Source organism: Enterobacter sp. Y17, from assembly GCF_019730495.1.
Classification (GTDB): domain Bacteria; phylum Pseudomonadota; class Gammaproteobacteria; order Enterobacterales; family Enterobacteriaceae; genus Enterobacter; species Enterobacter asburiae_B.
Map to the genome: position 1 here is coordinate 40,850 of NZ_JAASKP010000009.1, position 21,420 is coordinate 62,269.

Consider the following 21,420-nt stretch of genomic DNA (forward strand, 5'->3'; position numbering starts at 1 on the left):
GCATTCATGGTTTTATTTTGACCAATCAGGTCTACTTTTTGCGGTAAAAATGGACATGTCAGAACGCAATCCACGTCCTGATAACGGCAGAGAGGTCTACTGGTGATCTACAAATCCATTGCTGACAGATTGCGGCTGCGGCTGAATTCGTCGGACTACAACATCGGCAGCCCGCTGCCCGGCGAAAAAGCGCTGGCGCAGGAGTTCGGCGTGGCGCGAATGACCATCCGCAAGGCGCTGGATCTGCTGGTGAGCTGGGGGCTGGTTGAGCGTCGACACGGCAGCGGAACCTTTGTCTCACGCAAAGACGTTCACCACGAAACCACCAACCTGACCGGGCTGGTGGAGGTGCTGCGTCAGCAGGGAAAAGAGGTGCAGAGTAAGGTCTTACAGTTTGAAGTGATGCCCGCCCCGCCCGCCATCGCCAGCCAGCTGCGGATTCAGGTGGATGAGCGGATCTACTTTTCCCGACGGGTGCGCTACGTGGACGGGAAGCCGCTGATGCTGGAGGACAGCTTTATGCCGGTGAAGCTGTTCCGCAATCTGTCGCTGGCGCATCTTGAGGGGTCTAAGTTTGATTACATCGAGAAGGAGTGCGGGATCACCATCAGCGGCAACTACGAGAGCCTGACGCCGGTGCTGGCAGATAAAACGCTGGCCGGTTATATGAACCTGCCGGAACAGACGCCGCTGCTGCGAATTACCTCTCTCTCCTACAGCGACAGCGGCGAGTTCCTCAATTATTCCGTGATGTTCCGAAATACCAGTGATTACCAGGTGGACTACCATCTGCGGCGCATCCACCCGGATGACCTGCTAGCTCATCCCCCAGAACAGCACCGCCAGTAGCTGCGGGGTGATGATGCGCAGGAACATCACCAGCGGATAGACGGTGGCATAGGAGAGCGCGGCCGCACCGCTGGTGGCGTGCAGGTTGTTGGCAAAAGCCAGCGCGGGCGGATCGGTCATGGAGCCCGCCAGCATCCCGCACAGCGTCAGGTAGTTCATTTTGGCGAACATCCGCGCCAGTATTCCCACCGTCAACAGCGGGATCGCCGTGATAAAGATGCCGTAGCCTACCCAGCTCATCCCTTCGCCCTTGACCAGGGTATCGACAAAATCACCGCCGGATTTCAGGCCGACCACCGCCAGGAACAGCACGATGCCCAGCTCGCGCAGCGCCAGGTTGGCGCTCGGCGGCATAAACCAGTAGAGCTTGCCGATACAGCCGATACGCCCGAGGATCAGCGCCATAATCAGCGGCCCGCCCGCCAGGCCCAGCTTGAGCGCCACCGGGAAGCCCGGCACGTACACAGGAATAGAACCGAGCAGCACGCCGAGCCCGATACCGATAAACACCGGCAGCATCTGCACCTGCTGCAGTTTTTGCTGGGCGTTACCCACCATATCCGCCACGGCGTCGATGGACGACGGGCGCCCGACCAGGTTGAGGATATCCCCGAACTGCAGGCTGGCCTCCGGGCTGGCGACCAGTTCAACACCCGCACGGTTAAGGCGAGAGATCACCACGTCATAGCGCTCTTTTACCTGCAGATCGCGTATTTTCTTGCCAAGAACGTGTTCGTTAGTCACCACAACGCGTTCCACGCGCATATCGGTGCCGCGGGTTGAGAGTGAAGTATCCACTTCCTGGCCAATCACCAGCCGCGCGTTGTTTAAATCCCCGGGCTGCCCGACCAGGTGCAGCAGATCGCCCTGCCGAATGACGGTGCCGGGCGCGGGCACCATCAGCATATCGTCACGCTTGAGGCGGGAGCAGATGATATTGGCGCTGTTGAGGATCGGCACGTCCTGAATCGCCATATTGTTCAGGTTGGGGTTATCGACCCGAATGTTGATGGTTTTGATCGGCATATGGCCGTTGGTGAGCGTGGTTTCGTGGTCCTTCGCCTCTTTGTCGACGTTAATGCGAAACAGGACGCGTACCAGCCACATGGAAAGCAGAATGCCGCAAATCCCAAACGGGTAGGCCATGGCGTAGCTCATCCCCATCTGGTCGACGATGCCGGGTTCGATACCCAAATCGCGCAGGATTTGCTGCCCGGCGCCGAGCGCAGGCGTGTTGGTAACCGCCCCGGAGAAAATGCCCAGCACCACGGGGAGCGGGATATCGAAGATTTTGTGCAGAATTGCGGTGACCAGCCCGCCCATCACCACAATGCCGAGGGCAAACAGGTTGAGCCGTAATCCGGAGACCCGAAGTGAGGCGAAAAAGCCCGGTCCCACCTGAATACCGATGGTATAAACGAAGAGGATCAGGCCGAACTCCTGGGTAAAGTGGAGCATTTCGGCGCTGAGGACCAGCCCGAGCTTGTCGGCGAAGTGCCCGACAAAAATGCCGCCAAACAGTACCCCGCCTATCCCAAACCCGACGCCACGGATTTTGATATTACCTATCCACAGGCCAACAACAGCGACCAGGGCCAACACGCTGACGGTTAACGCGATATCACTCATGACCCACTTCCTTAGCATAACCTTAGTTATGCTAAGGATTCTCTCAGAGCCGGAGGCGGTTGTATGGGTGATGGCGCACAAAAAAGCCCTGCCGGGGCAGGGCTTTATCTTGTCACCCTCTCCCTACAGGAGAGGGCCGGGGTGATGGCATCAGCCCGCACGCTATTAGCTATTCAACGCAGGCCGCTCGCTAATGGCGATACGCTGCGGCGCGATGGCTTCCGGCACGTTGCGGATCAGGTCGATATGCAGCAGCCCGTTGGTAAACGTTGCGCCGGACACTTCCATATGGTCTGCCAGGGTAAAGCTCAGGCTAAAAGGCTGATTAACCAGCCCCTGATGCAGCCATTTGGTCTCGGTCTCTTGTTTTTCCGGTGACCCCTTCACGGTCAGGCGAGTGCCTTCAAGCTGGATGTCCAGATCGTCCTGGCGGAAACCGGCCAGCGCAAGGGTAATGCGATAGTGGTTATCGTCGCTTTTTTCGATGTTGTACGGCGGAAACGTCTGTTGCTCGGTGGTGCTTTGCAGGGCGTTAGCCAGTTTGTCAAAACCAATCCACTGACGCAGCAGAGGGGATAAATCATAGTTACGCATACTAAATCTCCTTCTGAGAAGCGAGTTCGGCACAGTCTAATTTTGTGCGCAGTTGTTCCTGCAAATCCTGATGGATTCGCATATGCTCCCGTTACGGCAAGCAAGTCTGGATGGGCCGCTTACGCGACCCGCGTAATTAGTTAATTTCGATACGACGCGGTTTTTTCTCTTCCGGAATCACACGTTCCAGTTCGATAAACAGCAGGCCGTTAACCAGGTTCGCGCCTTTAACATGAATGTTCTCGGCTAACTGGAACTTGCGTTCAAAGTTGCGCTCGGCGATGCCCTGATAAAGATAGGTACGTTCTTTCTGCTCGGCCGTATGGGAACCTTTCACCACCAGCAGGTTGTCCTGCGCGGTGATCTCCAGTTCGTTTTCTGCAAAACCGGCGACGGCAATAGCGATGCGGTAGTGATTTTCGTCAACCAGCTCAACATTGTATGGAGGGTAGCCGTTGCTCTGGCTTTGGTTATTTTCTAAATGGTTAAACAGGCGGTCAAAACCAATTGCAGAACGGTATAGCGGAGAAAGATCGAAGTTACGCATAAATAAAACTCCTGAAATCAGCGAGAAATTGTAGCCTTCCACCATGGACAGGCCTTTGCGCCCCCGAACACCCATCAGGCGAGTTCGTTATCGGGCCACATTCTTAAAATGGGTCTGCAATCGGGCTTTTCAAGAACGACAGCTGCACTTTTTTTTGCACTTTCCTGCATCTCGCTTAGACTGGGACAACAGCACAAAGGGTTAAATTGCGATGGCTGCCACAGTGCGGGGTTATCGGGCTATCCATTTTGGATAAGGCTCGCTATAACCCTGAGTTGCAGGTCTATGCAGTGCCATTAACGATGACTGAGTGATGATGAAAAATGTTCTGATAAAGCTGACGACGTTCAGCGGGGTAGTTTTACTTTGCGGGTGTTCGAGCGTGATGTCTCACACCGGCGGTAAAGAAGGAACATATCCGGGGACGCGCGCCAGCGCGGCGATGCTCTCCGATGACGATACAAACTGGGGCACCAAATCCCTGGTTATCCTGGATATGCCGTTTACGGCCGTGGCGGATACGCTTCTGCTGCCGTGGGATATGTTTCGTAAGGACAACTCCGTACGCTCGCGGGTAGAGAAAAGCGAGCAGGAAAATCTGGCAACAAACGCCGTCATTCCGCCCGCTGACATGCCTCCACGCTAGTACTGCGCGGTTTCCGTTACCCAAAGCTGACGGAAACCGGCTGTCTCCTCCATCCACGCAATAACGCGCCCGTCCGGGGAAAACACGACCGCATCAGCAGACGGTGGGTTGCCATGATCGGACGTCAAAAACGTCACCTCTCCAGTCAGGGCGTCGCAGCAGGCGATCCGATTTTCGAGCACAAACCCCAGACTGCCGCCCGCAGGATGCCAGTTAAATGCTGACTGAATATCGCTCCCGGTACGCGTCAACTGGCGCGGCTCGCCGCCCGCAGGAGAGATCAGCCACAGCTGCACAATGCCGTTATCATCCCGCATCAGAAACGCAATCTGCGTCCCCTGCGGGTTGCTGCGAACCCAGTGACGCGGCACGTTCACCAGGCCCGGGTACGCCCTCTGATGCGTAAAGGTCAAACGACGCTGGTTCACACCCGCAGGCGGCGCTGGCAGGGTCTCCGTCGTGCCCTGTAGCGGCGCATCGCCCGCACGCTTCCAGCCCTGCTCGTCTTTCGGCAGGTCGACGATAAACAGTTCGGGGACTTTTTCGCCCTGCGCGGAGAGGGTATCGCCGATAAACGCCAGCCTGTCGTTGCCCACCCAACCCTCTTCGTAAGCGCGGTTGATTTCATCGCTGCCCGGCCGTGGGTTAGGCGTCGTGCGGCTAACCAGCACGCTCCAGAAGGTTCCCGAATATTCACGGGGATGGTTCCCCTGCGGGTTCACCGGGCCGTAAGGCGCAGCCACGCCGACGTTGCGTAAATCGAGTTTAGGATCGCGCTCGTGCAGGACATGGTCGTTATAGGTAAAGCTGACGAGCTGCCCGTTCGGGCTGAAGACATGGACGTGGCTACCCCCGCGCAGCGCGCCTGCGGTGTAAGGCGCGGTGATATCCATCGCGTCCAGGTTGCTCACCTGACCGTTTTGCGCAATCACTCCCTGGCGATGATGAAAATCGTAGCGCCAGTCGGCATCCGGGTTTTTCGGGCCGTGGATAAAGACATATTTATCTTCTGCAGGATGAACGGTCACCACGCCGACATGCGCGCCGTCAGTGGCGCGATAAACCACCTCTACCTCACCCGTCGCGACATTGACCCGCTCGATGGTTTCACCGGTGAACGACGCACCGGACGGGCGCACGTCGTAGACCAGCCACTGGCTGTCCGGCGTCCAGGTATTGATGTTGGTCAGCTGGTGGTTGCGGGAAGCGAAGGTGATTTGTTTCATGAGGATACCCTGATGCGCAGTTATCGCATCAGGGTATCGCAAGCGGGTTTTTAGTTCAGCACAAACTTCTCGATGGCATAAGCCACGCCGTCTTCGAGGTTGGATTTGGTCACGAAGTTAGCCACTTCTTTCACCGATGGGATCGCGTTATCCATCGCCACGCCCATACCGGCGAATTCAATCATCGCGATGTCATTTTCCTGGTCGCCCAGCGCCATGATCTCGTCCTGTTTAATGCCCAGCGCATCGGCCAGTGATTTGACACCGGTGCCTTTATTGACGCGTTTATCGAGGATTTCGAGGAAGTACGGTGCACTTTTCAGCACGGTGTACTTCTCTTTTACCTCCGCCGGAATGCGCGCAATCGCTTTATCCAGGATCTCCGGCTCGTCGATCATCATCACTTTCAGGAACTGCGTCGCCGGGTCCATTTTCTCCGCTTCACAGAACACCAGCGGAATGGTCGCAACGTAGGATTCATGTACCGTGTAGTAGCTGATATCGCGGTTGGCGGTATAGAGCGTATTGCGATCGAGCGCGTGGAAGTGGGAACCCACTTCACGGGACAGTTTTTCCAGGAACAGATAGTCATCGTAGCTCAGCGCGGTTTGCGCAACCGTACTGCCATCTGCGGCTTTCTGCACCAGCGCGCCGTTATAGGTGATGCAGTAGTCGCCCGGCTGATTCATGTGCAGCTCTTTCAGGTAGCTGTGTACACCCGCATACGGACGCCCCGTGGTCAGGACCACATTCACGCCCTTAGCGCGCGCCGCGGCGATCGCGTTTTTAACGGCTGGAGAGATGGTGTGGTCTGGCAGCAGCAGCGTGCCGTCCATGTCGATTGCAATGAGTTTGATAGCCATGAGTTCCCCGGAATAAATGAGTGCTGCCTCATGCTAACGCGATTAAGCACACAAAAATAGAGCTATATTGCGCAACAGGAATGCCCCTTTTACGCTTATTCCGGGGAACAAAGGCTTACTCGCGGGTGAGCACAATTTTACCGAACGCGCCGCGATCCAGATGTTCAAACGCCTGTTCAAGCTCGTTAAAACGGTAGCGATGCTCAATCACCGGCTTCAGCCCCGTGACGTCAACAGCGCGGACAAAATCTTCCAGCGCCCGGCGGTGCCCCACGCCAATCCCCTGAATGACGGGGGATTTCAGCAAAAGTTCGCCAGCAGAGAGGGTAATCTCCGTCCCGGCCAGCACGCCAATGACGGAGATACGTCCGTGAACGGCAACGGCGCGCAGGGAATGCTTCAGATTCTCTCCACCGACGGTTTCAATAATATGGTCGATACCGCGATCCTGCGTGAGCGCCAGCGTATTTTCAGCCCAGTCGCCTTTCAGCCGGTTGATGCCGTGGCTGGCCCCCAGCGTTTTGGCCAGCGCCAGTTTCTCATCGCTCCCCGAGGTGACAAACACCTCCGCGCCGTGCGCTTTTGCAATCTGAAGGGCGAATATCGCCACGCCGCCCGTGCCCTGCACCAGCACCGATTGCCCGGCGCGCAGCTGGCCGCGTTCCACCAGCGCAAACCAGGCGGTAAGCCCTGCGCAGGGTAAGGTGCTGGCCTCGGCGTCATCCAGGGTCTCCGGAGAGGCCACCAGCGCGTCTTCCTTCACAATCACATACTCGGACAGCATGCCCTGGAAGTATCCACCGGACGTTTTATAGGGCAGATTGCGCGCGTCCGCCTGCGGCTTACCGTCGATCCACTCCGGGAAGAAGGTTGAGATGACGCGCGCGCCGGGCTGGAAACGCGTAACGCCTTCACCAATGCTGTCCACCACGCCCGCCATGTCAGACGCCGGGGTAAACGGGAAGGAAAGCGGGATCGGCATTGTGCCTTCAACAACCATTTTATCGCGATAGTTGAGCGCAACGGCATTCACCCTTACGCGCACTTCACCCGGGCCTGGCTGTGGAACGGGCGCCTGAGTCAACTTGAGGTTCTCGCGCCCGAGGGCATCCATGGACCAGCGTTGCATTGTCTCTGTCATTTTATTTCTCCTGCCATCAGATAAGCTTTAGTCCTGACAGTCTACCGTTGACTAAAGGTCGCCAGTGGCGATAAGTTTTCTCTTTATTGACGCCATAACAGATACAATCCATGACCGATACGCTGAAGGATATTCCTGTTTTCGTGGCCGCCGTTGAGGCGGGAAGTTTCGCGCAGGCCGCGATTCGCCTGCATTTGTCACGTTCGGCGGTCGGAAAAAGCATCGCTCGCCTCGAACAGCGGCTTGGGGTACGTCTTTTTCAGCGCACCACCCGCAGCCAGAGTCTGACCGATAACGGCGCCCTTTTTTATGAACGCTGTCTGCGCGCGCTGGAGGAGATTCGGGGTGCGGAATCGCTGCTTGAAACGGGGAAACAGCAGGTCAGCGGCCGCCTGCGCGTTTCCATGCCGGTGCTGTTTGGTCGCCAGTGCGTCGCCCCCTTGCTGATAGCGCTGGCGCAGGAACACCCCGGGCTTGAACTGGAAATGTCATTCAGCGACCGCGTGGTGGATCTGGTTGAGGAGGGGTTTGATATGGCGGTGCGTAACGGCACGCTTCAGGACAGCAGCGTGCTGGTCGCCAGAAAGCTGGGAGAACACCGCATGGTGCTGTGCGCCGCGCCGGAGTATCTGCTGAAGAAAGGCCAGCCACAAAGCGTTAATGATTTATCCCAGCATACGGCCATTAACTATTTGAGCGCAGGCAGAGTGTTGTCCTGGCAGCTGATGGATAACGAAGGAACGTCGCACACCTTTACACCCCGATCGTCGCTCAATATGGATGATTTGCAGGCGATCTGCGACGCCGCGCTGGCCGGACACGGCATTGCATGGCTGCCCTGCTGGATGGTCGTCAAAGATATTCACCAGGGTAAACTCGTCCCGCTCCTGAAGCAGGCACCGGATGTGCATTTCAACGTTCATGCGGTGTGGCAGCAGACGCCGCATCTGCCGCTGAGGGTAAGAATAGCGATAGATACGCTGGCGAGCCGTTTACCGGCAGCGATGTCACTGGACCTTCCAGCGCCCATAAAAAAGCCGCGCTAAAAGCGCGGCCAGTTATCGTGCGGTATAACGACGATTAAATATCGATATTTGCCGCTTTCAGGGCGTTCTCTTCGATGAAGGCACGACGTGGTTCAACAGCATCGCCCATCAGGGTCGTGAACAGCTGGTCCGCAGCAATCGCGTCTTTAACGGTGACGCGCAGCATGCGGCGGCTTTCCGGATCCATGGTGGTTTCCCACAGCTGGTCCGGGTTCATTTCGCCCAGACCTTTATAGCGCTGGATCGCAAGACCACGACGAGACTCTTTCACCAGCCAGTCCAGCGCCTGCTCGAAGCTGGTTACCGGCTGACGACGTTCGCCACGCTCGATGAACGCATCGTCTTCGATCAGGCCGCGCAGCGTCTCGCCGAGCGTGCAGATACGACGGTATTCCGGACCGGTCACAAACTCGTGCTCCAGCGGATAGTCGGTGTCAACGCCGTGGGTACGCACGCGAATAATAGGCTCGAACTGCTTATCGGCGTTCTGCTGGATATCGCATTTCCACATGCTGCCGTGCTGCTCTTTCTCGTTGAGATCGGTCACCAGGGCATTCACCCAGCGGGTCACGGTCTGCTCGTCGCTCAGATCGGCTTCGGTCAGGGTTGGCTGATAAACCAGCTCCTTCAGAAGCGTTTTCGGATAGCGGCGTTCCATACGCGTAATCATTTTCTGCGTGGCGTTGAACTCGGACACCAGACGCTCCAGCGGCTCGCCGGCCAGTGCAGGGGCGTGCGAGTTCGCGTGCAGGGTTGCGCCATCAAGGGCGATCGCGATTTGGTACTGATCCATCGCTTCGTCGTCTTTAATGTACTGTTCCTGCTTGCCTTTCTTCACCTTGTACAGCGGCGGCTGTGCAATGTAGACGTGACCACGCTCAACGATTTCAGGCATCTGACGATAGAAGAAGGTCAACAGCAGCGTACGAATGTGCGAGCCGTCGACGTCCGCATCGGTCATGATGATGATGCTGTGATAGCGCAGTTTGTCCGGGTTGTACTCATCACGGCCGATGCCGCAGCCCAGCGCGGTAATGAGCGTCGCCACTTCCTGAGAAGAGAGCATCTTGTCGAAACGGGCCTTCTCAACGTTGAGGATTTTACCCTTCAGCGGCAGGATAGCCTGGTTCTTACGGTTACGGCCCTGCTTCGCAGAACCGCCCGCGGAGTCCCCTTCCACGAGGTACAGTTCGGACAGCGCCGGGTCACGTTCCTGGCAGTCAGCCAGTTTGCCCGGCAGGCCTGCTAAGTCCAGCGCGCCTTTACGACGGGTCATTTCACGGGCTTTACGCGCCGCTTCACGGGCACGCGCCGCATCGATAATTTTACCCACAACGATTTTCGCGTCGGACGGGTTTTCCAGCAGGTATTCGCTCAGCAGTTCGTTCATCTGCTGTTCAACCGCCGATTTCACCTCGGAAGAGACCAGCTTGTCTTTGGTCTGTGAGGAGAACTTCGGATCCGGCACCTTCACGGAGACAACGGCAATCAGGCCTTCACGGGCATCGTCACCGGTGGCGCTGACTTTTGCTTTCTTGCTGTAGCCTTCTTTGTCCATGTAGGCGTTCAGGGTACGGGTCATCGCCGCACGGAAGCCTGCAAGGTGCGTACCGCCGTCACGCTGTGGAATGTTGTTGGTGAAGCAGTAGATGTTTTCCTGGAAACCGTCGTTCCACTGCAGCGCCACTTCCACGCCGATACCGTCTTTTTCGGTGGAGAAATAGAAGATATTCGGGTGAATAGGCGTTTTGTTCTTGTTCAGATACTCAACGAACGCTTTGATACCACCTTCGTAATGGAAGTGGTCTTCTTTACCGTCACGCTTGTCTTTAAGGCGGATAGAGACGCCGGAGTTCAGGAACGACAGTTCGCGCAGGCGTTTCGCCAGGATGTCGTACTCGAATTCGGTGACGTTGGTGAAGGTTTCATGGCTCGGCCAGAAACGCACCATGGTACCGGTTTTGTCGGTATCGCCGGTAACGGCCAGCGGTGCCTGCGGCACGCCGTGCGTATAGAGCTGACGGTGAATTTTGCCTTCTCGCTGGATAACCAGCTCCAGCTTCTGCGACAGGGCGTTAACCACGGAGACGCCTACGCCGTGCAGGCCGCCGGAAACTTTATAGGAGTTATCGTCAAACTTACCGCCTGCGTGCAGCACGGTCATGATCACTTCCGCGGCAGAGACGCCCTCTTCCGGGTGAATACCGGTTGGGATGCCACGACCATCATCGGTGACGGAGACGGAGTTGTCCGCATGGATGGTGACCACGATGTCTTTACAGTGACCCGCGAGCGCTTCGTCGATAGCGTTATCTACCACCTCGAATACCATGTGGTGCAGACCGGTGCCGTCATCCGTGTCGCCGATATACATACCCGGGCGCTTACGCACCGCATCCAGCCCTTTCAGGACTTTGATACTGGAGGAGTCATAAGAATTCGACATCAACGTTTCTCGCTCATTTCAACTTGGGTTAATCCGTTATTTTACCCTTTTCCACGGTAAACATCTTCGAATTTTCGTCCGACATGTCTATAACGTGTTCAGCGCTAATGGCGCTGACGAAAACCTGCGACTGAGTGGCTTTTAAGCGGCTGGCAAGCAGCCCGCGCCGCGCGTCGTCAAGTTCCGAGGCAAAATCATCTATCAGGTACAGGCAGCGTCTTCCGCTCTCGCGTGTGAGAAACTCTCCCTGTGCCAGGCGCAGCGCACACATCAGGAGCTTGAGCTGCCCGCGCGACAGCGTGTCTTCCACCGGTGCACCGTCGGCACGAATGCGGAAATCCGCCTTGTGCGGGCCGTGCGCGGTATAGGTCAACATGCGGTCGCGCTCGAAGCTTCTCTCTAACACCTCGGCATAATCCGTCTCTTTCTCCCAGCCGCGCTGGAAAGAGAAGGTGAGAGAGAACTCGGGTAAAAACTGTTTGCAGGTGTCGGCCATGTCTTCGGCGATACCTGCGCTGTATTCGGCACGCCAGTTGCTGATTTGTTCCGCGAGAGGGATTAACTCCATGTCCCACGGACGCAGCTGGGCGTAACGGGTAACCTGGCGCAGTGCAGCGTTACGCTGCTTGAGCAGACGCTTCAGGTTGCTCCAGGCGTTAAAGAAACCGGCTTCGTTGTGAAAGCATCCCCAGTCGAGGAACGCTCTTCTGTATTTGGGGCCGCCGTTGAGTAAAGTAAACCCCTCCGGCGTAATCAGCTGCATTGGCATCAGCAGCGCCAGCTCCGCCACTTTATGGCCGTCGGTGCCGTCGATGCGCACCTTGCTGTCGCCCTGCTTGTCTTTGGTCAGGCCGATAGCGGTTTCCCGCTCCGCCCCCTGCAAACGCCCGTGCAGAACAAAGGATTCCTGCTCGTGGCGAATGACGCGACCAATCTGCAAACTGCGAAACGCCCGACCGTGGCCGAGCGTATAGATGGCCTCAAGCACGCTGGTTTTGCCGCTGCCGTTTGCGCCAACCAGGAAGTTAAAGCCAGGGGATAAAGCGAGATCCGCGCTTTCAATATTGCGAAAGTCGCGGATCAACAGACGGGTGAGCGACATTACAGTCTCATTGGCATAACAACATAGGCAGCCGACTGTGATGCGGCATCTTCAATCTGTACGCTTGAAACGGAGTCGGTCAGCAGAATGCGCACGTTTTCGCATTTCAGCGCATTCAGCACATCCAGTACGTAGCTGACGTTAAAGCCGATTTCCATCTCGGTTCCGGCGTAGGTGACGTCCAGAATCTCTTCTGCCTCTTCCTGCTCCGGGTTGTTAGCGGTGATTTTGATCTGGTTTTCACTCACGTACAGGCGCACGCCGCGGAATTTCTCGTTGGAGAGAATGGCTGCACGGGCAAAGGCCTGCTTGAGGCTATCGCAGCCCGCTTCCAGCGTTTTGTCCGGATTCTTCGGCAATACGCGGCGATAATCCGGGAAACGACCGTCAACCAGCTTCGAAGTGAAAACAAAATCGCCCACGTGTGCGCGGATGTTGTTGCTGCCGATCTGCACGCGCAGCGGCGTGTCGCCGCCGTCGAGCATACGCATCAGCTCAATCACCCCTTTACGCGGCACGATCACCGAATGGTTTGGCAGCGCGTCGCCAATCGGCATAGAACAGACCGCCAGACGGTGGCCGTCGGTGGCTACGGTACGCAGCTCTTCACCTTCGGTTTCGAACAGCATGCCGTTTAAGTAGTAACGGACGTCCTGATGCGCCATGGAGAACTGCGTGGCTTCAATCAGACGCTTCATCGTCGCCTGCGGCAGGGTGAATTCAACTTCGCTCTGCCAGTCGTCCAGGTTCGGGAAGTCCGCAGCAGGCAGCGTGGAGAGCGAGAAACGGCTGCGGCCAGAGCGCACCAGCATACGGTCGCCTTCCAGCTGCACGGCGATTTCAGCGCCTTCCGGCAGCCCGCGGCAGATATCAAAGAATTTACGTGCCGGAACCGTGGTCGCGCCCGCGTCGTGCGGCTGCGTCAGCGTAACGCGCGCGATCATTTCCATTTCCAGATCTGTACCGGTCAGCGACAGCGTACCGTCCGCGACCTGAAGCAGCAGGTTTCCGAGAATAGGCAGCGTTGGGCGGCCACCTAATGGGCCACTCACCTGTTGCAGCGGTTTTAATAAATGTTCACGTTCAACGGTAAATTTCATAGCGTCACGATGATAATGTTCTGATTAAATTGGAAAAATCTTCTTTTATGTCGTGGCTTTCTTCGCGTAACTGCTCAATCTTACGACAAGCGTGCAGCACGGTCGTATGGTCACGGCCACCAAACGCATCCCCGATTTCCGGCAGACTGTGGTTGGTTAACTCCTTTGCCAGCGCCATCGCCATCTGACGCGGACGCGCCACCGAGCGGGAACGACGTTTAGACAGTAAATCTGCCACTTTGATCTTGTAGTACTCAGCCACCGTCTTTTGAATATTGTCGATAGTGACCAGTTTTTCCTGCAATGCCAGCAAATCGCGCAGCGCTTCACGCACAAAATCGATGGTGATCGCACGACCGGTAAAGTTGGCATTGGCGATAACGCGGTTCAGCGCCCCTTCCAGCTCACGCACGTTGGAGCGCAGACGCTTGGCAATGAAGAACGCCACTTCGCCCGGCAGGCGAATGTCGTTTTCATCGGCTTTCTTCATCAGGATCGCGACGCGGGTTTCCAGCTCCGGTGGCTCGATCGCCACGGTCAGGCCCCAGCCGAAGCGGGATTTCAGACGATCTTCAACGCCGTTGATCTCTTTTGGATAACGATCCGAGGTCAAAATGATCTGCTGATTGCCTTCCAGCAGGGCATTGAAGGTGTGGAAAAACTCTTCCTGCGATCGTTCTTTATTCGCAAAGAACTGGATGTCATCGATGAGCAGCGCGTCAACGGAACGATAGTAGCGTTTAAACTCTTCGATCGCATTGTTTTGCAGGGCTTTTACCATGTCCTGAACGAAGCGCTCGGAGTGCATATACACCACTTTGGCATTGGGCTTGCGCGCCATAATGCCGTTACCCACCGCATGCAGCAGGTGCGTTTTACCCAGACCCGTGCCGCCGTAAAGGAACAGCGGGTTGTAGGCCCCACCGGGATTATCAGCAACCTGACGAGCCGCCGCGCGCGCCAGCTGGTTCGACTTACCTTCAACGAAGTTATCGAACGTGTGTTTCACGTTAACGTTAGAGCGGTAGGTTGGCTCAGCCGGTGCAGGGACATTATCCCAGCCCTGACGAGCGGGTGCGACGCGAGGGGCCGGAGCAGGCGCGGCCTGAGCGGGCGCTGCTACGTTCACGGTTTCACGGACGGTTTGGGTGACCGGCTTTGTGCCCACTTCAAAGCGCAGCTGCGGGGCATCTGACCCGCAGAAATCGTTCAGCAGTCCATTAATGTTATTAAGGTACTTGTCCCTTACCCAATCGAGCACAAAACGGTTTGGCGCATACAAAGCCAGCGTGTTATCGCTCAGTTCCGCCTGCAATGGGCGGATCCACATACTGAATTCTGTGGCTGGTAACTCATCCTGCAATCGGGCAAGACACTGCTGCCAAAGCGAAAGTGACACGGCGGACTCCACTCGAACAATAAAAGAAAACTATTGAATATTCATGATTGTTGGCGCACATCGACATGACCCTGTGCAAAAGGGTGATGTGCGAACCGCTATCTGCGGTTATACACTTCATCGTTCAAGCCGTCTCTGCGTTGGCTGCACTCGCTCGCCCCAGTCACGTACTTGTGTACGCTCCAGAGGACTCGCTCCTTTGCCGCCTTGATACAGCGTGAACGATTTTGTGTCATACCCGGCCAGGATCGCTGGATCCCGATCGGGACCGCGGATCATAGCCTAAACTGAGCCAGAGATCTTCTGTTTCTCACAGATTCTTCCCGATTTATCCACAGGAAGATCCGGAACCGGATAAGTGTAAACGATCCTGGCGCCAGTGCCCCACGATTTAGTCCGCATATTGGAAAAATTAATGAGCACAGACAATTTATTGCTTAAATGATCTAACGAAGATCCGGGACGATCCTTGCGCTTTGTTGGCGAGGCCGTATAATCCTCGACCCGGCGCGTGATGCTCATCTTCCTGCGTCGTCCGTTGCTCATTTTCCACGCGAAAACGTGCGGAAATACGCGGGAAATAAGGAAAGAGAATTGACTCCGGAGTGTACAATTATTACAATCCGGCCTCTTTAATCACCCACGCTGAGGCGTTAGTCGTTCGAAACTCGTTCGGGTATACGCAAAAGTCAGTGAATTTATTCAAGTTTAGGTAGAAATCGCCATGAAACGCACTTTTCAACCGTCTGTACTGAAGCGCAACCGTTCTCACGGCTTCCGTGCTCGTATGGCTACTAAAAATGGTCGTCAGGTTCTGGCACGTCGTCGTGCTAAAGGCCGCGCTCGTCTGACCGTTTCCAAGTAATAAAGCTAACCCCTGAGTGGTTAAGCTAGCATTTCCCAGGGAGTTACGTTTGTTAACTCCCGCTCATTTCACTTTCGTCTTCCAGCAGCCACTACGGGCTGGCACGCCGCAAATCACCATCCTCGGCCGCCAAAATTCGCTGGGGCATCCCCGCATCGGTCTCACAGTCGCCAAGAAAAATGTTAAGCGTGCGCATGAACGCAATCGGATTAAACGTCTGACGCGTGAAAGCTTCCGTTTACGTCAGCACGAACTGCCTTCAATGGATTTCGTGGTGGTGGCTAAAAAAGGGGTTGCCGACCTCGATAACCGTGCTCTCTCGGAAGCGTTGGAAAAATTATGGCGCCGCCACTGTCGCCTGGCTCACGGGTCCTGATAGCCCTCATTCGGGTCTATCAACGCCTGATTAGTCCGCTACTCGGGCCGCACTGCCGTTTCACACCAACATGCTCAAGCTACGGAATTGAGGCATTGCGCAGGTTTGGAGTGATAAAAGGCAGTTGGTTGACGGTGAAACGCGTATTAAAATGCCACCCTTTACACCCCGGTGGAGACGACCCCGTCCCCCCAGGACCCTTTGATACCAGAGAACACTAACGATGGATTCGCAACGCAATCTTCTTATCATCGCTTTGTTGTTCGTGTCTTTCATGATCTGGCAGGCATGGGAGCAGGATAAAAATCCTCAACCCCAGCAGCAGACCACGCAGACTACGACCACCGCAGCGGGTAGCGCCGCCGACCAGGGCGTACCGGCCAGTGGCCAGGGGAAACAGATTACGGTTAAGACCGATGTGCTTGAGCTGACAATCAACACCCGTGGTGGTGATGTTGAGCAGGCGCTGCTGTTGACCTACCCGAAAGAGCTGAAGTCTAACGAACCGTTCCAGTTACTGGAAACCACGCCTGAGTTTATCTACCAGGCGCAGAGCGGCCTGACCGGTCGTGATGGCCCGGATAACCCGGCTAACGGTGCGCGTCCACTGTATAACGTCGAGAGCGACACCTTTGTGCTGGCTGATGGCCAGAACGAACTCGCGATCCCGATGACGTACACCGACGCCGCAGGCAACACCTTCACTAAAACCTTCACCCTGAAGCGCGGTGAATATGCGGTGAACGTGGGCTACAGCGTACAGAACGCCAGTGCGAAACCACTGGAGCTGTCGACCTTTGGCCAGCTGAAGCAGTCCATCAATCTGCCGTCTCACCGTGACACCGGAAGCAGCAACTTTGCGCTGCATACCTTCCGTGGCGCGGCGTACTCCACGCCAGACGCGAAGTATGAGAAATACAAATTCGACACCATTGCGGATAACGAAAACCTGAACGTTAGTTCCAAAGGCGGTTGGGTTGCGATGCTGCAACAGTATTTCGCAACGGCCTGGATCCCAAACAACGACGGTACGAATAACTTCTATACCGCGAACCTGGGCAACGGTCTTGCAGCCATCGGCTACAAATCTCAGCCGGTTCTGGTTCAGCCGGGTCAAACCGGTAAGATGGCAAGCACCCTGTGGGTCGGCCCGGAAATTCAGGACAAAATGGCCGCTGTTGCGCCGCACCTGGATCTGACCGTTGATTACGGCTGGTTGTGGTTCATCTCTCAGCCGCTGTTTAAGCTGCTGAAGTTCATCCACAGCTTCCTGGGTAACTGGGGCTTCTCCATCATCGTTATTACCTTCATCGTTCGTGGCATCATGTACCCGCTGACTAAAGCGCAGTACACCTCCATGGCGAAGATGCGTATGCTGCAGCCGAAAATCGCGGCGATGCGTGAGCGTCTGGGCGATGACAAACAGCGTCAGAGCCAGGAAATGATGGCCCTGTATAAAGCAGAGAAAGTAAACCCACTGGGTGGTTGCTTCCCGCTGCTGATTCAGATGCCAATCTTCCTTGCGCTGTACTACATGCTGATGGGTTCCGTTGAGCTGCGCCACGCGCCGTTCGCACTGTGGATCCATGACCTGTCCGCACAGGACCCGTACTACATCCTGCCGATCCTGATGGGCGTGACGATGTTCTTCATCCAGAAGATGTCGCCGACCACCGTGACCGACCCGATGCAGCAGAAGATCATGACCTTTATGCCGGTCATCTTCACCGTGTTCTTCCTGTGGTTCCCGTCAGGTCTGGTGCTGTACTATATCGTCAGCAACCTGGTGACCATCATCCAGCAGCAGCTGATTTACCGTGGTCTGGAAAAACGTGGCCTGCATAGCCGCGAAAAGAAAAAGTCCTGATTCGGTAAGTTAACGCTAAAATAAGGGCGGTCGATTGACCGCCTTTTTTATTTGTATTGAACGAGACCAACCATGAGCCATAACGACACTATCGTCGCCCAGGCAACCCCACCGGGACGCGGTGGTGTAGGCATTCTGCGTATCTCCGGCCTGAAGGCGCGCGAGGTGGCCGAAGCGGTGCTGGGTAAACTGCCAAAGCCGCGCTACGCTGATTACCTGCCGTTTAAAGATACCGACGGCACGCCGCTGGACCAGGGCATTGCGCTGTGGTTCCCTGGCCCGAACTCCTTTACCGGCGAAGACGTGCTGGAGCTGCAGGGCCACGGCGGCCCAGTTATCCTCGACCTGCTGTTAAAACGTATCCTGACCCTGCCTGGCCTGCGCATTGCGAAGCCGGGCGAGTTCTCCGAGCGTGCCTTCCTCAACGACAAGCTCGACCTGGCGCAGGCAGAAGCGATTGCAGACCTGATCGACGCCAGTTCTGAACAGGCGGCCCGCTCCGCCCTGAACTCGCTGCAGGGGGCATTCTCCGCCCGCGTAAATCACCTTGTGGAAGCACTTACTCACCTGCGGATCTACGTGGAAGCGGCTATCGACTTCCCGGATGAGGAGATCGACTTCCTCTCTGACGGTAAAATCGAAGCCCAGCTCAACCAGGTAATGAACGATCTCGACGCCGTGCGCGCCGAAGCGCGCCAGGGCAGCCTGCTGCGCGAAGGGATGAAGGTTGTCATTGCCGGACGTCCTAATGCCGGGAAATCGAGCCTGCTGAACGCCCTGGCGGGCCGTGAAGCGGCAATCGTCACCGACATTGCCGGCACCACCCGCGACGTGCTGCGCGAGCATATCCACATCGACGGGATGCCGCTGCATATCATTGATACCGCCGGCCTGCGCGATGCCAGCGACGAGGTTGAACGCATCGGTATCGAACGCGCCTGGCAGGAGATCGAGCAGGCAGACCGCGTGCTGTTTATGGTGGACGGCACCACGACCGACGCCGTTGACCCGGCAGAAATCTGGCCAGACTTTATCGCCCGTCTGCCGGCGAAACTGCCCATCACCGTGGTACGCAACAAAGCGGACGTCACCGGCGAAACGCTGGGCATCAGCGATGTGAATGGTCACTCACTGATTCGCCTGTCGGCGCGTACCGGTGAAGGCGTTGAAGACCTGCGCAACCATCTCAAGCAGAGCATGGGCTTTGACACCAGCATGGAAGGCGGCTTCCTCGCGCGTCGTCGTCACCTGCAGGCGCTGGAAGAGGCGGCAAACCACCTTGTTCAGGGTAAAGCGCAGCTTATCGGCGCGTGGGCGGGCGAACTGCTGGCGGAAGAGCTGCGTCTGGCGCAGCAGAATCTGAGCGAAATCACCGGGGAGTTTACGTCGGACGATCTGCTGGGACGAATTTTCTCAAGCTTCTGTATCGGTAAGTAAGGCCCGCTTTGATGGTGATTTCCTCCCGGGAAATCACCATTGTCCAAATGGCAACTCGCCTAATCTCTTTTCACCCCCTATCCTGCATGCCTGCAACTATGGGGGGTTTATGGCGCGTTTTCTGTTTTGTAGTTTCGCATTAGTTCTGCTTTATCCGTCCGGCATTGATATGTATCTGGTGGGATTGCCGCACATCGCCCGCGATCTGGGCGCCAGCGAAGCGCAGCTCCACATCGCGTTTTCGGCCTACCTAGCGGGGATGGCGTCGTCGATGGTGTTTGCCGGGAAGATTGCGGATAAGGCAGGCCGTCAGCCCGTCGCGATAACCGGCGCCATCATTTTTGCCCTGGCCTCTCTTCTCTGCTCACAGGCGCAAAACAGCCCCTTGTTCCTGGCCGGACGGTTTATTCAGGGCATTGGAGCCGGTGGCTGCTACGTCGTCGCGTTTGCCATTTTGCGCGACACCTTAAGCGCCCAGCGTCGCGCCAAAGTGCTTTCGATGCTGAACGGTATTACCTGCATCATCCCGGTGCTGGCCCCGGTCGTGGGATATCTGATCATGCTGAAATTCCCGTGGCAGAGCCTGTTCTGGACCATGGCGGCGATGGGCGCGCTGGTGTTTATCCTGTCCATCGCCGTGCTGAAAGAGACCCACCCGGGCTCGCAGAATACCGGTCATACCGCAGCCATTCACCCAGCCGAGAAGCTGCTTAACCGCTTTTTCCTCAGTCGTCTGGCCGTGACCACGTTAAGCATGGCGGTGATCCTGACCTATGTAAACGTTTCCCCGGTTTTACTGATGGAAACCATGGGCTTCGATCGGGGTGAGTATTCAACGGTGATGGCATTAACCGCCATGGTCAGTATGGCAGTGTCGTTTTCTACCCCCTTTGCGCTAAATGTTTTTAGCCAGCGTACGTTGATGCTGACCTCACAGGTTTTATTCCTCACGGCAGGCGCGATCCTGGCAGCCTCCAGCTCGCATGCGGTGATGCTGGCCGGCATTACCCTCATTTGCGCCGGGTTCTCGGTTGGCTTTGGCGTGGCGATGAGTCAGGCGCTTGGCCCCTTCTCGCTGCGGGCAGGCGTGGCAAGCTCTGTGCTGGGGATTGCGCAGGTCTGCGGCTCGTCGCTGTGGATTTGGCTGGCGGCGGTCATCGGGCTTAACGCGCTGAATATGCTGATCGGGGTTCTGATTGGCTGTAGCATACTGTGCATCACCTTACTTATGGTCATCCAGCCCGCGGCGCATTATGAAGAAGCCCATCAGCAGTCTCGATCTTAACCTGTTGCTGTGCCTGCAGCTTTTGCTGCAGGAGCGCAGCGTCACCAAAGCGGCGAAACGGATGAACGTGACGCCGTCTGCGGTGAGTAAATCGCTGGCCAAGCTGCGCGACTGGTTTGACGACCCGCTGTTTGTCAAAACGCCGCTGGGGCTGCTGCCGACCCCGCTGACGGTAAGCCTGGAGCAGGATCTGGCTGACTGGATGCAAATCGGCAACCAGATCCTCGATAAATTCCACCATGACTCCCCGGGCGGGCTAACGTTCGTGCTGGCCGCCGAAACGCCGTTGATGCTGATCCGCTTTAACGCCCTGCTGGAGCAGGTGAACCAGCGCTATCCGCAGGCTACGGTGAAGATGCGTCACTGGGATTACGACTCGCTGGACGCCATTACGCGTGGAGAGGTGGATCTGGGATTCACCGGACGCGAAACGCACCCGCGCTCGCGTGAATTGCTGAAGCTAATGCCGTGGTTCATCGACTATGAGATCCTGTTCAGCGACCGTCCGTGCGTGTATCTGCGTGAGGATCATCCCGCGCTACAGGACGAATGGAACCTCGAGACCTTCCTGCGCTACCCGCACATCAGCATCTTCTGGGAACGCAGCGACACCTGGGCACTGGACGAAGTGCTAAAGGAGATGGGTCGGGAGAGAAACATTGCCATGAGCGTGCCGGGCTTTGAGCAGTCGATGTTTATGGCGGCGCAGCCCGGCCATAACTATATCGCCACGGCTCCGCACTACTGCCATCACTACAATCAACTCCACCAGCGGAAGCTGATCGCGCTTCCTATTCCCATTGATGAAGCGCAGGCTGAAAAGCTTACCGTTCCCTTCACGCTGATCTGGCATAAACGGAACAGCCATAATCCGAAAATCCTCTGGCTGCGGGAGACCATCAAGGCGCTGTACGGTGCCAGCGATCCAATTTTTGCCTAAGAAAATGTAAAGTTCGGTCCTGAGGCTTCTCTTACTCCCATTTACTGATTAAAACAGGAGTC

At 56.5% G+C, this 21,420-nt stretch carries 20 protein-coding genes and 1 other annotated feature; of the genes, 10 read left to right on the forward strand and 10 right to left on the reverse strand.

The window, feature by feature from the left end; all coding sequences use genetic code 11:
- The first annotated feature begins 102 nt into the window (after positions 1–102).
- Positions 103–849, forward strand: coding sequence for a GntR family transcriptional regulator (locus HCH49_RS21250; RefSeq protein WP_024907387.1), 747 nt, complete (start codon positions 103–105; stop codon positions 847–849).
- On the opposite strand, the gene HCH49_RS21255 is transcribed toward HCH49_RS21250, so the two are convergent.
- From HCH49_RS21255 to ibpA, 3 genes are all read right to left on the reverse strand, one after another.
- Positions 817–2,478 (reverse strand): putative transporter, encoded by a 1,662-nt coding sequence (locus HCH49_RS21255; protein WP_039260365.1) that lies wholly within the window; start codon positions 2,476–2,478, stop codon positions 817–819. The genes HCH49_RS21250 and HCH49_RS21255 overlap by 33 nt on opposite strands.
- A 165-nt stretch (positions 2,479–2,643) precedes the next feature.
- The gene (ibpB, locus tag HCH49_RS21260; protein WP_023309816.1) at positions 2,644–3,072 is read right to left on the reverse strand and encodes a small heat shock chaperone IbpB; all 429 of its coding nucleotides are present in this window, start codon (positions 3,070–3,072) and stop codon (positions 2,644–2,646) included.
- A gap of 136 nt (positions 3,073–3,208) precedes the next feature.
- On the reverse strand, positions 3,209–3,619 hold the full coding sequence (gene ibpA / locus HCH49_RS21265) for a small heat shock chaperone IbpA (RefSeq protein ID WP_008500162.1): 411 nt from the start codon (positions 3,617–3,619) through the stop codon (positions 3,209–3,211).
- Positions 3,613–3,684 (reverse strand) — a sequence feature (ROSE (Repression Of Heat Shock gene Expression) occurs in the 5'-region of heat shock genes and acts as an RNA thermometer to modulate expression.). It overlaps the preceding gene by 7 nt.
- A gap of 248 nt (positions 3,685–3,932) precedes the next feature.
- Between ibpA and HCH49_RS21270 the strand changes: the two genes are divergently transcribed.
- On the forward strand, positions 3,933–4,265 hold the full coding sequence (locus HCH49_RS21270) for a YceK/YidQ family lipoprotein (protein ID WP_039260364.1): 333 nt from the start codon (positions 3,933–3,935) through the stop codon (positions 4,263–4,265).
- Here the strand turns inward: HCH49_RS21270 and HCH49_RS21275 are convergent.
- From HCH49_RS21275 to HCH49_RS21285, 3 genes are all read right to left on the reverse strand, one after another.
- Positions 4,262–5,491 carry a DUF3748 domain-containing protein gene (locus HCH49_RS21275; protein WP_221703322.1) on the reverse strand — a complete coding sequence of 410 codons (1,230 nt, stop codon included), beginning with the start codon at positions 5,489–5,491 and terminating at the stop codon, positions 4,262–4,264. The two genes, HCH49_RS21270 and HCH49_RS21275, sit on opposite strands and share 4 nt — an antisense overlap.
- 50 nt (positions 5,492–5,541) lie before the next feature.
- Positions 5,542–6,354: a sugar-phosphatase gene (yidA, locus tag HCH49_RS21280; protein WP_033144353.1), complete on the reverse strand. Its 813-nt coding sequence runs from the start codon at positions 6,352–6,354 to the stop codon at positions 5,542–5,544.
- A gap of 115 nt (positions 6,355–6,469) precedes the next feature.
- Positions 6,470–7,495, reverse strand: a complete 1,026-nt coding sequence (locus HCH49_RS21285; protein ID WP_058842023.1) for an NAD(P)-dependent alcohol dehydrogenase — start codon at positions 7,493–7,495, stop codon at positions 6,470–6,472.
- A gap of 110 nt (positions 7,496–7,605) precedes the next feature.
- Between HCH49_RS21285 and HCH49_RS21290 the strand changes: the two genes are divergently transcribed.
- On the forward strand, positions 7,606–8,541 hold the full coding sequence (locus tag HCH49_RS21290) for a LysR family transcriptional regulator (RefSeq protein WP_033144355.1): 936 nt from the start codon (positions 7,606–7,608) through the stop codon (positions 8,539–8,541).
- A gap of 34 nt (positions 8,542–8,575) precedes the next feature.
- Here the strand turns inward: HCH49_RS21290 and gyrB are convergent, their stop codons facing one another.
- Genes gyrB through dnaA form a run of 4 tightly spaced genes read right to left on the reverse strand, consistent with a single transcriptional unit; the run spans position 8,576 to position 14,588 of the window.
- On the reverse strand, positions 8,576–10,987 hold the full coding sequence (gene gyrB, locus HCH49_RS21295) for a DNA topoisomerase (ATP-hydrolyzing) subunit B (RefSeq protein WP_167819527.1): 2,412 nt from the start codon (positions 10,985–10,987) through the stop codon (positions 8,576–8,578).
- A 28-nt stretch (positions 10,988–11,015) separates the two neighbouring features.
- On the reverse strand, positions 11,016–12,089 hold the full coding sequence (gene recF / locus HCH49_RS21300) for a DNA replication/repair protein RecF (RefSeq protein WP_023309805.1): 1,074 nt from the start codon (positions 12,087–12,089) through the stop codon (positions 11,016–11,018).
- Positions 12,089–13,189 carry a DNA polymerase III subunit beta gene (gene dnaN / locus HCH49_RS21305; RefSeq protein ID WP_023309804.1) on the reverse strand — a complete coding sequence of 367 codons (1,101 nt, stop codon included), beginning with the start codon at positions 13,187–13,189 and terminating at the stop codon, positions 12,089–12,091. Before dnaN ends, recF begins: the two co-directional genes overlap by 1 nt.
- 4 nt (positions 13,190–13,193) lie before the next feature.
- Positions 13,194–14,588 (reverse strand): chromosomal replication initiator protein DnaA, encoded by a 1,395-nt coding sequence (gene dnaA, locus HCH49_RS21310; protein ID WP_010426558.1) that lies wholly within the window; start codon positions 14,586–14,588, stop codon positions 13,194–13,196.
- 724 nt (positions 14,589–15,312) lie between these two features.
- Between dnaA and rpmH the strand changes: the two genes are divergently transcribed.
- The 7 genes from rpmH to yidZ all read left to right on the forward strand — a co-directional run bounded on the left by rpmH (position 15,313) and on the right by yidZ (position 21,358).
- The gene (gene rpmH / locus HCH49_RS21315) at positions 15,313–15,453 is read left to right on the forward strand and encodes a 50S ribosomal protein L34 (protein WP_000831330.1); all 141 of its coding nucleotides are present in this window, start codon (positions 15,313–15,315) and stop codon (positions 15,451–15,453) included.
- A 16-nt stretch (positions 15,454–15,469) separates the two neighbouring features.
- The gene (rnpA, locus tag HCH49_RS21320) at positions 15,470–15,829 is read left to right on the forward strand and encodes a ribonuclease P protein component (protein WP_032640303.1); all 360 of its coding nucleotides are present in this window, start codon (positions 15,470–15,472) and stop codon (positions 15,827–15,829) included.
- Positions 15,793–16,050 carry a membrane protein insertion efficiency factor YidD gene (gene yidD / locus HCH49_RS21325; RefSeq protein WP_001307474.1) on the forward strand — a complete coding sequence of 86 codons (258 nt, stop codon included), beginning with the start codon at positions 15,793–15,795 and terminating at the stop codon, positions 16,048–16,050. Before rnpA ends, yidD begins: the two co-directional genes overlap by 37 nt.
- Positions 16,051–16,052: 2 nt before the next feature.
- Positions 16,053–17,696 carry a membrane protein insertase YidC gene (gene yidC, locus HCH49_RS21330; protein WP_033144356.1) on the forward strand — a complete coding sequence of 548 codons (1,644 nt, stop codon included), beginning with the start codon at positions 16,053–16,055 and terminating at the stop codon, positions 17,694–17,696.
- 72 nt (positions 17,697–17,768) lie between these two features.
- Positions 17,769–19,133 (forward strand): tRNA uridine-5-carboxymethylaminomethyl(34) synthesis GTPase MnmE, encoded by a 1,365-nt coding sequence (gene mnmE, locus HCH49_RS21335; RefSeq protein WP_182931361.1) that lies wholly within the window; start codon positions 17,769–17,771, stop codon positions 19,131–19,133.
- 109 nt (positions 19,134–19,242) lie between these two features.
- Positions 19,243–20,418: an MFS transporter gene (locus HCH49_RS21340; protein WP_221703323.1), complete on the forward strand. Its 1,176-nt coding sequence runs from the start codon at positions 19,243–19,245 to the stop codon at positions 20,416–20,418.
- The gene (gene yidZ / locus HCH49_RS21345; protein ID WP_029741480.1) at positions 20,387–21,358 is read left to right on the forward strand and encodes an HTH-type transcriptional regulator YidZ; all 972 of its coding nucleotides are present in this window, start codon (positions 20,387–20,389) and stop codon (positions 21,356–21,358) included. Before HCH49_RS21340 ends, yidZ begins: the two co-directional genes overlap by 32 nt.
- The last annotated feature ends 62 nt before the right edge of the window (positions 21,359–21,420 follow it).

Coding starts and splice junctions, on each gene's coding strand:
- HCH49_RS21255 (WP_039260365.1), bottom strand. CDS start 2,478: ATGAGTGATATCGCGTTAACCGTCAGCGTGTTGGCCCTGGTCGCTGTT.
- ibpB (WP_023309816.1), bottom strand. CDS start 3,072: ATGCGTAACTATGATTTATCCCCTCTGCTGCGTCAGTGGATTGGTTTT.
- ibpA (WP_008500162.1), bottom strand. CDS start 3,619: ATGCGTAACTTCGATCTTTCTCCGCTATACCGTTCTGCAATTGGTTTT.
- HCH49_RS21270 (WP_039260364.1), top strand. CDS start 3,933: ATGATGAAAAATGTTCTGATAAAGCTGACGACGTTCAGCGGGGTAGTT.
- HCH49_RS21275 (WP_221703322.1), bottom strand. CDS start 5,491: ATGAAACAAATCACCTTCGCTTCCCGCAACCACCAGCTGACCAACATC.
- yidA (WP_033144353.1), bottom strand. CDS start 6,354: ATGGCTATCAAACTCATTGCAATCGACATGGACGGCACGCTGCTGCTG.
- HCH49_RS21285 (WP_058842023.1), bottom strand. CDS start 7,495: ATGACAGAGACAATGCAACGCTGGTCCATGGATGCCCTCGGGCGCGAG.
- HCH49_RS21290 (WP_033144355.1), top strand. CDS start 7,606: ATGACCGATACGCTGAAGGATATTCCTGTTTTCGTGGCCGCCGTTGAG.
- gyrB (WP_167819527.1), bottom strand. CDS start 10,987: ATGTCGAATTCTTATGACTCCTCCAGTATCAAAGTCCTGAAAGGGCTG.
- recF (WP_023309805.1), bottom strand. CDS start 12,089: ATGTCGCTCACCCGTCTGTTGATCCGCGACTTTCGCAATATTGAAAGC.
- dnaN (WP_023309804.1), bottom strand. CDS start 13,189: ATGAAATTTACCGTTGAACGTGAACATTTATTAAAACCGCTGCAACAG.
- rpmH (WP_000831330.1), top strand. CDS start 15,313: ATGAAACGCACTTTTCAACCGTCTGTACTGAAGCGCAACCGTTCTCAC.
- yidD (WP_001307474.1), top strand. CDS start 15,793: ATGGCGCCGCCACTGTCGCCTGGCTCACGGGTCCTGATAGCCCTCATT.
- yidC (WP_033144356.1), top strand. CDS start 16,053: ATGGATTCGCAACGCAATCTTCTTATCATCGCTTTGTTGTTCGTGTCT.
- mnmE (WP_182931361.1), top strand. CDS start 17,769: ATGAGCCATAACGACACTATCGTCGCCCAGGCAACCCCACCGGGACGC.
- HCH49_RS21340 (WP_221703323.1), top strand. CDS start 19,243: ATGGCGCGTTTTCTGTTTTGTAGTTTCGCATTAGTTCTGCTTTATCCG.
- yidZ (WP_029741480.1), top strand. CDS start 20,387: ATGAAGAAGCCCATCAGCAGTCTCGATCTTAACCTGTTGCTGTGCCTG.